The 12,732-nt window shown below is 34.8% G+C and carries 14 protein-coding genes; 9 read left to right on the top strand and 5 right to left on the bottom strand.

The window, feature by feature from the left end:
• Positions 1–56: 56 nt before the first annotated feature.
• Positions 57–722: an O-methyltransferase gene (locus MKX67_RS05680; protein ID WP_342489010.1), complete on the bottom strand. Its 666-nt coding sequence runs from the start codon at positions 720–722 to the stop codon at positions 57–59.
• Positions 723–846: 124 nt separating this feature from the next.
• Here MKX67_RS05680 and MKX67_RS05685 point away from each other — a divergent pair, with 124 nt between their 5' ends.
• The 7 genes from MKX67_RS05685 to MKX67_RS05715 all read left to right on the top strand — a co-directional run bounded on the left by MKX67_RS05685 (position 847) and on the right by MKX67_RS05715 (position 5,581).
• Complete coding sequence (locus tag MKX67_RS05685; RefSeq protein ID WP_095370250.1) at positions 847–1,743, top strand: LysR family transcriptional regulator; 897 nt, start codon at positions 847–849, stop codon at positions 1,741–1,743.
• Positions 1,744–1,831: 88 nt separating this feature from the next.
• The gene (locus MKX67_RS05690) at positions 1,832–2,758 is read left to right on the top strand and encodes an AEC family transporter (RefSeq protein ID WP_224935008.1); all 927 of its coding nucleotides are present in this window, start codon (positions 1,832–1,834) and stop codon (positions 2,756–2,758) included.
• Positions 2,759–3,000: 242 nt separating this feature from the next.
• Entirely contained in the window at positions 3,001–3,582 is a 582-nt protein-coding gene (locus MKX67_RS05695) for a TetR/AcrR family transcriptional regulator (RefSeq protein ID WP_342489011.1), read from the top strand.
• A 15-nt stretch (positions 3,583–3,597) separates the two neighbouring features.
• A complete protein-coding gene (locus MKX67_RS05700; protein WP_342489013.1) occupies positions 3,598–4,293 on the top strand; it encodes a DsbA family oxidoreductase in 696 nt (231 codons plus the stop codon).
• A 26-nt stretch (positions 4,294–4,319) separates the two neighbouring features.
• Positions 4,320–4,775, top strand: a complete 456-nt coding sequence (locus MKX67_RS05705; protein WP_289433082.1) for a DinB family protein — start codon at positions 4,320–4,322, stop codon at positions 4,773–4,775.
• A 136-nt stretch (positions 4,776–4,911) separates the two neighbouring features.
• On the top strand, positions 4,912–5,367 hold the full coding sequence (locus MKX67_RS05710) for an N-acetyltransferase (protein ID WP_342489015.1): 456 nt from the start codon (positions 4,912–4,914) through the stop codon (positions 5,365–5,367).
• 85 nt (positions 5,368–5,452) lie between these two features.
• Entirely contained in the window at positions 5,453–5,581 is a 129-nt protein-coding gene (locus MKX67_RS05715; protein ID WP_263624095.1) for a hypothetical protein, read from the top strand.
• A 266-nt stretch (positions 5,582–5,847) separates the two neighbouring features.
• Here the strand turns inward: MKX67_RS05715 and erm are convergent, their stop codons facing one another.
• Positions 5,848–6,705 (bottom strand): 23S ribosomal RNA methyltransferase Erm, encoded by an 858-nt coding sequence (gene erm / locus MKX67_RS05720; RefSeq protein WP_224935020.1) that lies wholly within the window; start codon positions 6,703–6,705, stop codon positions 5,848–5,850.
• A gap of 667 nt (positions 6,706–7,372) precedes the next feature.
• Between erm and MKX67_RS05725 the strand changes: the two genes are divergently transcribed.
• Positions 7,373–8,134, top strand: coding sequence for a kanamycin nucleotidyltransferase C-terminal domain-containing protein (locus tag MKX67_RS05725; RefSeq protein ID WP_095370241.1), 762 nt, complete (start codon positions 7,373–7,375; stop codon positions 8,132–8,134).
• Positions 8,135–8,181: 47 nt separating this feature from the next.
• On the opposite strand, the gene MKX67_RS05730 is transcribed toward MKX67_RS05725, so the two are convergent.
• Together MKX67_RS05730 and MKX67_RS05735 are read right to left on the bottom strand one after the other, a co-directional pair.
• Positions 8,182–9,048 (bottom strand): sulfite exporter TauE/SafE family protein, encoded by an 867-nt coding sequence (locus MKX67_RS05730; RefSeq protein WP_095370240.1) that lies wholly within the window; start codon positions 9,046–9,048, stop codon positions 8,182–8,184.
• A 199-nt stretch (positions 9,049–9,247) separates the two neighbouring features.
• The gene (locus tag MKX67_RS05735; RefSeq protein ID WP_224935024.1) at positions 9,248–10,294 is read right to left on the bottom strand and encodes a 2,3-butanediol dehydrogenase; all 1,047 of its coding nucleotides are present in this window, start codon (positions 10,292–10,294) and stop codon (positions 9,248–9,250) included.
• A gap of 128 nt (positions 10,295–10,422) precedes the next feature.
• Between MKX67_RS05735 and MKX67_RS05740 the strand changes: the two genes are divergently transcribed.
• Complete coding sequence (locus MKX67_RS05740; RefSeq protein ID WP_224935026.1) at positions 10,423–11,343, top strand: LysR family transcriptional regulator; 921 nt, start codon at positions 10,423–10,425, stop codon at positions 11,341–11,343.
• 243 nt (positions 11,344–11,586) lie between these two features.
• Here the strand turns inward: MKX67_RS05740 and sat are convergent, their stop codons facing one another.
• Entirely contained in the window at positions 11,587–12,729 is a 1,143-nt protein-coding gene (gene sat / locus MKX67_RS05745) for a sulfate adenylyltransferase (protein WP_342489016.1), read from the bottom strand.
• Between the last annotated feature and the right edge of the window lie 3 nt (positions 12,730–12,732).

The raw sequence follows: 12,732 nt of genomic DNA on the forward strand, positions 1-12,732 counted from the left end.
GACAATACCTGTACTAATAAAAAAACTGAGTGATAATCATCACTCAGTTTTTTTCTCTATTTAACAATGGCTAATACAAATCCATCGTAACCTTTTTGACCAACTGTTTGTATAGCTGTTGATTCTACTTGGGGATGATTCTCAAGAAGATCGAAGAAGGAGCGTACACCCTGTATGCGAGGGTCCGTACTATGTTCTTCAATGATTTCTCCATTTCTAACGATATTGTCGGCAATAATTACTGCTCCCTTATTAGCTAATTTTAAGGCCCAATTTAAGTATGCTGGATTATTCTCTTTATCAGCATCGATAAATATTAAATCAAATGGCACTTCTTTTTCCGCAAGAATAGGTAATGTTTCTAAAGCTTTACCTTCAATGATTTCAACTTGATCTGTAAATAGAGTCTGTTCAATGTTTTTACGAGCAACATTGGCATATTTTGAATTAGCTTCTAATGTATAAATTTTAGCCCCTTTATTAAGTGCTTTTGCAAACCAAAGACTACTATAGCCTCCAAGGGTGCCAATTTCTAGAATGTTTTTAGGGGAACGTAACTTTGTGATTAAGTAAAGAAGCTTTCCTTGAGTTGGTGATACATCAATGGCAGGTAAGTCTGCTTCCTCATTTGCTCGTAGTATATCTTCGAGCTCACTATCAATTGTAATTAATTTGTCGATTAAGTAATCATCCACATCAGACCACACAATTTTATCTTCCATCATTATCTCCCCTTTTATGAAAAATGTATGTTTCTTTATTTTAAGTATATGTTATGATTTATAATAAAAAAAATATATTATTTTTATAGTTTTATAAATAATAATTATAATAAAGGGTGATTGAATGAACACACATGGGTTAAGACTATTTTATCAAGTGGCAAAAATCGGCAGTTTCACTAAAGCGGCTGAGCAATTAAATATTAGCCAACCGGCTGTTTCTAGCCAAATTAAGAAATTCGAACATGAAATTGGTGTGCCTTTATTTCAACAAAATGGTAGAAAAGCTGTTCTTACTGAATTTGGTATAGCTTTGGCTGGTAAAGCTGAGCATTTGTTTTCATTAGAAAAGCAAATTGAAGCATTTATAGATGATTATCGTAATGGTGAGGAAGGAACGATAAGGATTGCTACGACCTACTTACCTGCGAACTTATTATTACCTAAGTTAGCAGCCAGTTTTAAACGTGAACATGAAAAGGTCAATTTGGTCATTTCTACAAGTAATACGAAAGATGCTTTTGATCAACTGCAACATTATAAAGCAGATATTGCTATATATGGTGGAATTGGTGAACGCCCTGAGAATGTTGATTGGTACGAATTATTAGAAGATGAACTATGGTTTGTTGTAGGGGCAAATCATCGATTAGCCAATCAAACGATTAAACTCGAAGAAATGGTCAAAGAGCCATTCATTATGCGAGAAGAAGGCAGTTCCATGCGTGAGCATTTAGTCTCACTTTGTTATGCTAATCAACTAAATCCGCCGAAGGTTGCCCTGCAATTTGATGGACTAAGTGAGACAATTTCTACGGTCATTTCCGGATATGGAGCCAATTTTATTTCCTCACTCGTTGTCAAAGATCATATCAAAAATGGGCAACTAGCAAGGGTTTATGTAGAGGGCGTTTCTGTACAACATAGAATTGCCATTTGTACACGTAAAAACGAGGAACAATCCATCCTTGTCAAACAATTTATTGAGAAGTGTAAACAAAACATTAGAAAAAATTATTGAAAAACATAATAAATTTTGAATTTACTTATGGCCTAGTGTTGCTTAAGCTAAGAATAGAAGGTTTATAAAGGAAAGGTGTTTTTTCTATATGACATTTTTTATTGAGATATTCTTGCAAATTATTTTCCCTATTCTTCTTTTATTGGCATTAGGTGCTTTCTTGCAAAGAAAGTTTTCTTTTCAATTGAAGCAACTATCTACGTTAGTAACCAATTGTTTTATGCCAGCAGCTATCTTTTTACATATTTATCGCTCATCTTTTGATGCGAGTTTATTAGGCCAACTGTTGAGCTATTTGTTTATTTTTACGGTGGCTTTAATGATTATCGGGCAAATCATGGCGAAGTGTTTATCTTTAAATAAGGGAGAGGCAGCCACGTTAAAAAATAGTATTTCATTGATGAATTCTAATAATTATGGTTTGCCTGTGAGTCAACTTGTTTTTACTGTTAATCCACTAGGTGTTTCCGTACAAATTATTATAATTGTAGTGCAAAATATTTTAACCTTTACATATGGTATGTATAATCTTCTTTCAACTAGCCGATCGATAGGTTCACTTGTATTGTCGCTCGTAAAATTGCCTGTGATTCATGCCCTTCTATTAGGATATCTCTTCTTATTATTCAACATCCCTCTTCCCACTTTTATAGAGATTCCTTTAGATCAATTGGCAGCTGGTTTTATTGGTTTAGCTTTATTATTGTTAGGTGCACAGTTATCACAAATACAATTAAAAATGTTTCATCGTGTGATTACGTGGAGCTTAATTGGACGTTTATTATTAGGACCAGCTCTTTCATTTCTTATTATTACCCTTCTTGGAATTGAAGGGGTTTTAGCACAATCATTATTTATTGCCAGTGCTTTTCCTACTTCAAGAAATACAGCTACAATTGCTCTTGAATATAACGTGGAACCTCAGTTGACTGCTCAAATTGTGCTCTATTCTACATTATTAAGCAGTCTCACTGTATCTTTAGTTATCTATTTATCTTTTCTTTTATATGTATAATATGAGGGTCTCAATCAACAATTATTGGTTATAGCATTTATTGGCCCTTTTTGCTGCTTCAATTTTTTAGAAGAATGGCGTCTTCTCCTAAAATTGTAATTATATTTTCATTGTGGTTCATTTAATATCAACTTTTTGCTATAAGGAACTTTTTTGGTACACACCTACCTAGTTCGTAACTTTAGTTTTGGACTAATCGGTACTTAATTGGTATACTACATTTATTAAGGAGGGAGGACATTTTGGCTCGTCCATTAAATTTTAATCCACAATTAAAATTAAAAGATGTCATGATTTTGTTTTGGAAAAAAGGATATCATGCAACGTCTCTCTCTGATCTACAAGAAGTCACCGGTTTAAGCAAAAGTAGTATTTATCAAGCGTACGGTAATAAATATGACTTATTTATAGCCGCCTTTCGTATGTATCATGAGGAACAGCTCAAACAACTTCAGGACATCATACAAAATGGCGATAATGGTTATGAGGCAATAGAAACCTTCTTATTAAAAATGGTTCATGCAGAGGATGGTTTACCATGTGGGTGCATGACAAGCAATGAAGCGATTGAAATGGGTCCACATGATCAAGCGTTTTGTCAGCTTATTAATGAGCAATTTCAAGAAATAGAAGAAGTATTTATTAGTGCTATTGAAAGAGGAAAGAAAGATCATTCAATTACTTCGCAAACTGACAGCTTGTTGTTGGCACGGTTTCTTATGGTGATCATTCAAGGTATAAATGTAATGAGCAGTACGAAAACAAATAGTGATCGTGTAATGGATGCATTATCAGTCACTAAACAAATACTAAAAGGTTTATAGAAAGTAGGGAATAGAATGAAAGTAGAAATTTGGTCAGATATTGCTTGCCCTTTCTGTTATATTGGCAAAAGAAAGTTTGAACATGCACTTGTTGGCTTCAATCAAAAAGATGAGGTAGAAGTGGTGTATAAAAGCTTTCAATTGGATCCAAATGCTCCACAAAATACTACAGAAACGATGAATCAAATGCTGGCAAAGAAATACGGCCAGTCTGTTGAGCAAGTTGAACAAATGCAACAACAAGTAACGGCACAAGCGAATGAGGTAGGCTTAGATTATCATCTAAACGATGCTAAAATGACAAATACCTTAGATGCTCATCGCCTAATCCACCTAGCGAAAGAGAAAGGTAAGATGAGCGAAATGAAAGAGCAATTACTTAAAAGTTATTTTGTCGAAGGAAAACATGTAGGGGAAATAGAATCATTAGTTGATATCGCAGCAGCTGTAGGATTAGATAAAGAAGAGGTAACATCTGTTCTAGCTTCTGATCAATATAAAAAAGAAGTAGAGGCAGATATGCAAGAGGGTGTGCAGTTAGGTGTGCAAGGTGTGCCATTCTTTGTCTTTAATCGCAAGTATGCCGTTTCAGGGGCTCAACCTTCAAATGTTTTTTCTGAAGTATTAACAAAAGTAATCGAAGAGGAAAAGCAAAGCCAACCATTGAATGTAATTAAACAAGGCGATGCTTGCACAGATGGCAGCTGTTAAATTTTATTTTAAGGAGTGTTTAACAAATGAGTGAAGCAATCAAGTATCAACTAGAATTAACAAGAAACAATCTATTAAGAGAAGTAAAAAACATCCCGCAAGATTTATTAGATGTTCAACCTGAAGGCTTCAATAATACAATCCATTGGCATATTGGACATGTCCTAACAGTGACTGAGCAATTCATAATGAATTATCCAAACAACACAGATCATCTTTCTGAGAATTATTTGCAGTTATTTGGTTACGGTACAAAGCCGAGTGATTGGACAGGAGAAGTCCCGTCTGTAAATTTTCTAATTGATCAACTACAAGATCAAATCGTTCGAATAAATAAAATCCCCAATGATGTATTCAATCAAGAATTACCTGAAGCCATATTAGGGCAAAAAACTGTAGGCCAACTAGCAATGTTGTCTGCTTATCATGAAGCAAATCATCAAGGTCAAATTCATACAATGAAGCGCATAGTTGAAAAATAATAATACAAAGTTGCAGATAGCTTTTTAGCTATCTGTATTTTTTATTTGAATTTTCCCTTTTTTTATATTATTATATTGAATAAAAATCCGTTATGATGTATTTTTATTATATTACACATAAAAGGGGTTCACGGCAATGGAAATTTTAAATGCAGTTAGTACGGATGTGAAACAAATTCATCAATTAATCAAAGTATACGCTGATAAGGGCATTGTCCTGCCAAGGTCATATCTATCACTCTATCAACATTTACAGTGTTTATATGTAATGAAAGAAGAGGGGAAGATTGTCGGCGTTGCCGGTTTACATGTATTGGGAGAAGATCTAGCTGAAATTCGCTCCCTTGTTGTAGATGATCAATATGCGGGTAATGGAATCGGCCGTCTGCTAGTCAATAAAGTGGCAGAAGAAGCTGTGAAATTAGGGATACAAAGGCTTATCTCATTAACCTATGAGAAAGAATTCTTTGCTAAATGTGAATTTACTGTAGTGTCTCGCCATTCACTACCAGAGAAGGTTTGGGTAGATTGTATGTCATGCCCTAAAAATGATGCTTGTGACGAGATTGCCATGATTCGTTTTATCGCTTAAATTTAATGTGAATGCTGCAGTCACTAGCTACTGTAGTAGTTTTTTTGGTCTGCTAGTCGGGTTTACACATTATAGGATGTGCGGAATGCACAATTCTCTATTGAAACCCGTTACGGGTGCGGTATTAATTATGATTGCAATCTTAATTGCTGAGCTAAAGCCATCCCTCAATAAAAACCAATCTGCTAAAAAAATTGTACTAAGCGACTCATAAGAAACTCTTTAATTTAAACATTACATGAACACATTGTGAAACATCGTACTTAAGCAGGGTGCGGGTTTGTTTTAGAAGGGGAAAATATTATTAGATTGATCTAAGGAATGTCTACAAAAGTTAGACATTCCTTAGAGTACAAAATAACTAAAACGAAGAACATCAGGTTTATGGGTCTAATTATTGACATAGGTGTACAATAATTACATTTCAATTTTCAATCATTTCTTTGAATTAGAGAGATAACTCGTTTCTTCCTCAGCCAGTTACTTCTTTTTAACTTTTGGCCATAAAGGTCGTTGAACATAATTAATCATCGTATTGAACACAATCCCCCATTGCGTATTTGTTAAAGAACCAATGGGTGTTCCATTTGAAATACCTAAGCTTTTTTTTATATGTTTTAACTGTGGAAGTGTAAATATTCCTCGCAAAGCAATATCTAAAGGGGCATTAGATTGCTTTAGGGCATATTGTGCCAGTCCAAGGAAAGCTAAATAATATTTTTTCTGGACAATGGGTTCTTTCCTTCTAGTTATTAGAACCATTGCAGAATCTACTTTGGGTGGGGGAGAAAAATTATTTCTTGAGATGTCTTTGATATAGTGTATATCAAACCACATTCTCCAAGCTAACACATAAGAATCTTTGACTGACTTTGAGGTAAAGCGTTTTGCAGCCCCTTTCTCCATTACAATGACCCCTTTTTGAAATCCACTTGATGGATTATTTAAAAGCATCTTCATGATCGGAGTTGTAATGGAGTAGGGTATATTCGAGACAACGACAAAATGCTCATTGGGTAAAAAAACCTTCATAATGTCCTTATGGATAATTTGCGTGTTAATATTCTGTGCCGTTTTTTTCTTTAGAATTTCGACATACTTCAAATCATATTCTACTGCAAGGACCTTTCCTGCACTGTTCGCTAATAATGAGGTTAAAGCTCCTTTTCCAGCTCCTAATTCTAAAACTATATCACTACTATTTATATTTGCTCGTTCAATAATTTCATTAAGTAATTTCTTATTACTCATCAGATGCTGGCCAGAAAAATTGGGGAACTTCATACTTTTTAATTTTTTTTCACAGTATTTATGGGTCTTCTTACTCTTCCTCGTCATACTATCTCTTCCCTTCGAAAATTAATAAATCAAAGGGATCTGCCTGTGATTCAGAGTAGAGGGAAGAAAGCCTATCTTCATAAGATAAGGGGAAATCCTAGATAGTCGCAACCAAATAAACCTACTTTTTTTCTAAAAAAGAAAGGTAATCATACGTAAAAAAAGAAAAGCATAACTCAGCCTTTCTTCACATTACATATTTTTTGTAGGAAATGAAGATTATTTAAAAAGGGCAGACTAATCCCGTTTACTCTGTATACACAAAACAGAGCCTTTGAACGTATTAAATTTATGAGTTCAAAGTTGAGATACGAAGTCTGACATATGAATGACCCATTTTTAATAATCCTCCTTATAATAATTTAATGATACATTTTTTATTATAACTCGTTCTTCAAAATAAATCAAAATATTTTGAATTTTTTTACCGTGCAAAGTTTTTATGGAAGTTGTATTTTTACTTCACTATCAATATATACCTTCATAGAGCCATAGAGTAAAAAGAGCCAAACTGACAAAGTAAGTTTTCTGCAAAAATGATGACTTATTTTCAAATTTAACCGATAATAGAAGAGAAGTATACCGGTTAATATCATCCTATATTGTGAATGCCTATCCTATTATCATTTTCTAAAGGAAATCTTCAGTCAACGAAAGCAGTGATATCATGTTTTTACTTCCACAACCAACATCTCGAATCGAAAAAGACAGATTCATCGATATTGTGAAGGAACGTTTATTAAAAGTATATGATGAGAAAATCATGGCTATCGGTGTCTATGGCTCATTTGCCCTTGATGAGGATGGTCCTTATTCAGATATAAATTTTCAAGTGATTGTTTTTGATGGACAACGAATCGATGATTTTCAGTTTATTTATCCGCCGTTTAAGGTGACCATTGAGTCGCTGCAAAAACAGCAATACATAACGTCTGCGAAAGAAATAAATTCAGATTGGTCATTAAACGTTGCACGTTTCATACATACGATGCCTATCTATGATCCGATTATGTTTTTCTCAAAAATGAAAAGCATCCCCCTGCAAATATCTAGCTACGAGATAAAAGATGTAATGAAAAAGTGTATGATTGAAGAGTTGTACGTGAAGATGGCTAAAATAAGAAACTTAAGGCTCCTTCAGGATGAAACATCATTGTTGTTAAATGCAGTGGAGTTTTGTGAACAAGGTGCTAAGTTAATTGGCTTAGCTAATCGTTATTATTTTCGTTCAAAAACAAGGATGCTTGAAGAATCATTAGGAATTGCCACCAAACCTCATGGCTATGAACAATTAGTGAAACTTATTCTTCAAAGAGATTGGGACATTAGTGAAATTGTATATGAAGCTTGTGAGCATCTTTGGACTGGAATCAATCAGTGGTTCAATGAACTTGGAATTAACTATCGCTCACATTCTTTTCCATTTTAAAAGTCATCTTCCAAAACGAGAGAAGATGACTTTTTTTGTAATGGAGACTAGTTCTTATTTCTTTTATTCTTGCTGATGACAAAAATAATACCACTAATCCAAAGTAAGAAAATAACGACATAGATTAGATAAATCCATATATCAGGCGTTTGGAAGGTCAATAAGATCGTCCTGGCGTTAGTAAGGACAATAAATCCACCAACGAGTACTCCTAATAGATATGGTGGCAACACTTTAACTAACCAAGCTGCAATAGGAGCAGCAATAATGCCACCGATCATTAAAGCAATGACCCAAGTCCAATTCAGTTCCTCCCAGCCTAAAGCAATGAAAAAACCAACGCTAGCAGACAGTGCAATGGCGAATTCACTAGTATCCACTGTGCCAATTACTTTTCTAGCAGATATCCCTTTTTTGGATAGTAAAACAGGTGTGGCAATTGGTCCCCATCCACCACCACCTGTTGCATCTGCAAAGCCGGCAATAAGTCCAAGTGGAATTGCTTGCTTTCGCGATAAATGTAAAGTTTGTTTTTGTCTTTTTACTTCGTATTGGAAAAGAAACCGAAAAAAAACAAATAAACCTAAAAGAAGTAGAAATCCAGCAATATAAGGTTTAACCACATCACCAGGTAGTTGACTTAAGAAGCAAGCTCCTATAAATGCACCAATTGATCCCGGAATAATTAAACGAAAAACCGCTTGTTTGTCAACATTGCCAAACTTTATGTGTGATGCACCTGAGGCAGCAGTCGTTACAACTTCGGCTAAATGGACAGATGCTGAGGCGACAGCAGGAGCGATTCCAAAAGTAAGTAAAAGAGTTGATGAAGTTACACCATACGCCATGCCAAGGGAGCCATCTATTAACTGTGCAAAAAAACCAATAAAGGCAAAAATAATTAGTTTCCTCATAGTCCTTCCCCTTTAAAAGTAATCTAATTTAACATATGATTTTTTTGTACAAGAGTGCATGGAAAGTGTATGAGATGAGGTGTTTCTCAAATGGAATACCTCATTTATGGGGAAATGATATAGAGGATTTTGCTAAAGAGAAATGAATCTAAATTCATATAAAAGTAGCCAGCTAAAATAGCTGGCTAGGGTGGTAATGTCATGATTGTTCAGATTTTACTAAAATTTTGACCTGTGCTTTTTCTTTAACCAATGTTTCAAAACCTTCTTCAATTACCTCGTCTAAGGTAATCTTCTTCGTAACGAGTTGGCTGGCTTGGAAGTAGCCTTTTTGCATAAGTGATAATACGGCAGGGAAAACATCACGATATCCGATGATTCCTTTAACAGTCCGTTCTTTCATTACAATATCATTTGGAAGGATCTCTGCCCCTTTTTCCCAAATGCTTACGATAATTGTTTCCCCACCAATTCCAGTAGATTGAATTGCTTGTTTAAGTACAACTGGTACGCCAGTAACTTCAAAAGAGACATTCACACCACCATTAGTTAATCTAGCAATTTCCGCAACAGTGTCATCTACTTCGGCTGGGTTTATTATAGTTGCCCCTAATTCTCTTGCTTTTGCTTGTCGTTCAGGTGAAAGTTCAACAGCATAAATATCTGTTGCGCCAGCGGCTTTTAAAGCTTCTATTACAAGTAAACCGATTGGGCCGCAGCCAAATACAGCTACCTTATCTCCAGCTTTTACTTTACTAGATCGTACTGCATAGAGAGCTACTGCAGCAGGTTCGACAAGGGCTCCTTGTTCAAAAGAGAGATCATCTGGCAGTTTAAAAAGTAGCTCTTCATCAACGGCTACGTATTCACTAAAACCACCGCCACCTCCTGCTAGGCCTAAAAATCCCATTTGTTCGTCTAAGTTATAAGCACCTTGGTGTCCGTGTGTCGCAAAAATTGGTTCTACTACTACTCGGTCACCAACTTTGAGCTTACTTACACTGTCGCCAATTTCGACAATCTCTCCAGAGAATTCATGTCCTAGTGTAATCGGAGCTGTTTCATTTGTTAATGGATGTGGCTTATCAACAGGTATAAAAATAGGTCCGCCTAGATATTCATGTAAATCGCTTCCGCAAATACCGCACCATTTGACTTTTATTTTTACTTGCCCTGATTGAACGATAGGTTCGTCAATATCTTCTAGACGAATGTCTTTTTGGTTATGCCATCTTAATGCTTTCATATCATTACATCCCCTAAATATTTTGTATAATTTGTTACGATTAAAAGTATACAACTAATTTACCTTATGATAAATTTAGTTATTATTAACTAAGGTTAATCAAAACTTAACTAAAGAGGATGCTTCTTATGAATATTGAACAATTGAAATATATTGTTGTGATAGCTAGAACAGGTTCTTTAAAACAAGCAGCAGATGAATTACATTTGACTTTACCTGCATTAAGTCAATCGATTAAAAGTTTAGAAAGTGAATTAAATATTACTTTGTTTCATCGTTCACGAAGGGGATCTGTACCTACTGAGGAAGGGCATAAACTTATCGAAAAAGCAAAGTATGTCCTATTAGCATACCAAGATTTTATTGATGAAGCAGAAGCTTATACAAATACAATGAGTGGGGAAATAAGAGTTGCTACTTACCCTGGCCCCATGGGCATTTTGGTGGAAGTTATTTCAAAACTAAAAATGGATTATCCGGATATTAAAACGGCTGTTTATGAGAATAGTACAGAAGCAATTATTAAAAAAGTTCAAGATGGTGAGGTTGATGTTGGCCTTATTACTTATAACGAGAAGGAAGAACATAAATATCGTACGTTGATCTTTAATAAGTTATTGGATGGACATATGGTAGCTGCAATAAATAAGAATTCTCAACTAACAAAATACAGCCAAATTACTGAAGAAATGCTTAAAGGACAACCAATCATCTTGTATGATGATATTTATATATCTGATTTTATGAAAAGGTTTAATTTACCCGCTTTAGATATTCGTCTTATAACAAATAATATTGATACGATTAAGAATTCACTAGAGAACAATACAGCAATCAACATTGGATTTGATTATGCTTTTAAGACAGATGTCGGTTTATCAAAAAGTAGTGAGTTTGTTATTGTCGATTTCGCTCCCCCGCTTAATAATACGTATGCATTTGGTTATATTTATCATAAGAATAATGGGCTTTCAAGAATTTTAAGGGAGTTTATTAAGAGGATGTCCAATAAGCTAAGAACAAATCCTCCAGATAAGCGGATTGATTAATGGCAGCATAGGTAAAGATGAAGGAGGTATTTGCTCAAAGGCGATGGTACTAATTGTTTGAAATCAGCCAGGAACCCTTAGATAAATACTATATACATGATAACTATTTAGAGTTGGTTGAGATTTTAATTCCTGGCTTATAAGGACAAGGTACCAATAGCAAATGCATGTATGAAAGGGTCTACAGAATTATATTTGAGACGAAGTTATCTCCATGAGGAATGGAAAAATCCAAAACATTCTTTAATCCTTCTTTTTCATAGCATCCATAATTATTTCAATAACCTCTGGCCTACTAAATTGCTTCGGGAGAGTAGTTCCTTGTTTTAACATTTCCCTTACCTTTGTTCCTGAAAGATGAAGGTGTAAAGAAGTATCATGGGGACATGTTTTATGTGAGGCCATGCCATCACATTTAATGCAATAAAAGGTGTGTTCAAAAGGTAATATGGTTATTCCTAGTTCTTCCTTAGGGAATGTTGAAAATATCTTCTGGGCATCATATGTGCCATAATAATCACCAACACCAGCATGGTCTCTGCCAACAATAAAATGTGTACATCCATAATTTTTTCGTGCAATCGCATGATGAAGTGCTTCTCTTGGGCCAGCGTACCTCATTGCCTGTGGATAAGATGACAATAAAACTCTTTCTTGCGGATAATAATGTGCTAGTAAAACTTGATAGCTGTTCATTCTTGTTTCTGCTGGAATATCATCTTTTTTTGTTTCGCCAACAAGGGGATGAAGCAGTAAGCCATCAACTAATTCTAATGCTAATTTTTGAATATATTCATGTGCGCGATGAACGGGGTTTCTTGTTTGAAATCCCACAACCGTCTCCCACCCTTGGGTAGCAATATATTTTCTTACTTCTGCTGGTTCTAATTGAAACCCTTCAAGAAAAGGTGGTTTTTTGATTTCTTTTGTTAATGTGACATGGCCGCCAACATAAACTTCACCACGTTTAAAAAGTTTGTCGACACCTGGGTGATTGCGGTCGAGTGTTTGATAAATTATACTGGCTTCTTTTTGTTTATCTGGCAGAAAAATATCGCTAATTTCAATATATCCATAAACACAACCATCATAGACTAAATTCGCTTTATCATTGATTTTTAGCAACTCGGCTTCTTTTTTTGATAGAGGTAATGTAATTGGAATGCTCCAGATAAGTTGATTGGCTAGTCTCATTTCATGAAGGACAGAATAATAGTCAGTTGAAGTTAGAAAACCTTCTAAAGGGCTATAAGCACCATTACTAATTAGTTCAAGGTCAGATAAAGAGGTACCATCGAGTTTGATCTGCTTAGTGATATGACTCGTGTTTGCATTTATGTTTTTTCTATTAATTAAATGTCCACCATGTGGAATAGAGTTTGTCATTTC

It is taken from the genome of Cytobacillus sp. FSL W7-1323 (genome assembly GCF_038595015.1).
Lineage (GTDB): Bacteria > Bacillota > Bacilli > Bacillales > Cytobacillaceae > Cytobacillus > Cytobacillus kochii.

Bases quoted from the DNA above. Each gene is read 5' to 3' on its own strand.
- MKX67_RS05690 (WP_224935008.1), top strand. From the start codon at position 1,832: ATGACATTTTTTATTGAGATATTCTTGCAAATTATTTTCCCTATTCTT.
- MKX67_RS05725 (WP_095370241.1), top strand. From the start codon at position 7,373: ATGTTTTTACTTCCACAACCAACATCTCGAATCGAAAAAGACAGATTC.
- MKX67_RS05700 (WP_342489013.1), top strand. From the start codon at position 3,598: ATGAAAGTAGAAATTTGGTCAGATATTGCTTGCCCTTTCTGTTATATT.
- erm (WP_224935020.1), bottom strand. From the start codon at position 6,705: ATGACGAGGAAGAGTAAGAAGACCCATAAATACTGTGAAAAAAAATTA.
- MKX67_RS05740 (WP_224935026.1), top strand. From the start codon at position 10,423: ATGAATATTGAACAATTGAAATATATTGTTGTGATAGCTAGAACAGGT.
- MKX67_RS05710 (WP_342489015.1), top strand. From the start codon at position 4,912: ATGGAAATTTTAAATGCAGTTAGTACGGATGTGAAACAAATTCATCAA.
- MKX67_RS05680 (WP_342489010.1), bottom strand. From the start codon at position 722: ATGGAAGATAAAATTGTGTGGTCTGATGTGGATGATTACTTAATCGAC.
- MKX67_RS05705 (WP_289433082.1), top strand. From the start codon at position 4,320: ATGAGTGAAGCAATCAAGTATCAACTAGAATTAACAAGAAACAATCTA.
- MKX67_RS05735 (WP_224935024.1), bottom strand. From the start codon at position 10,294: ATGAAAGCATTAAGATGGCATAACCAAAAAGACATTCGTCTAGAAGAT.
- MKX67_RS05715 (WP_263624095.1), top strand. From the start codon at position 5,453: ATGCACAATTCTCTATTGAAACCCGTTACGGGTGCGGTATTAATTATG.
- sat (WP_342489016.1), bottom strand. From the start codon at position 12,729: ATGACAAACTCTATTCCACATGGTGGACATTTAATTAATAGAAAAAAC.
- MKX67_RS05685 (WP_095370250.1), top strand. From the start codon at position 847: ATGAACACACATGGGTTAAGACTATTTTATCAAGTGGCAAAAATCGGC.
- MKX67_RS05730 (WP_095370240.1), bottom strand. From the start codon at position 9,048: ATGAGGAAACTAATTATTTTTGCCTTTATTGGTTTTTTTGCACAGTTA.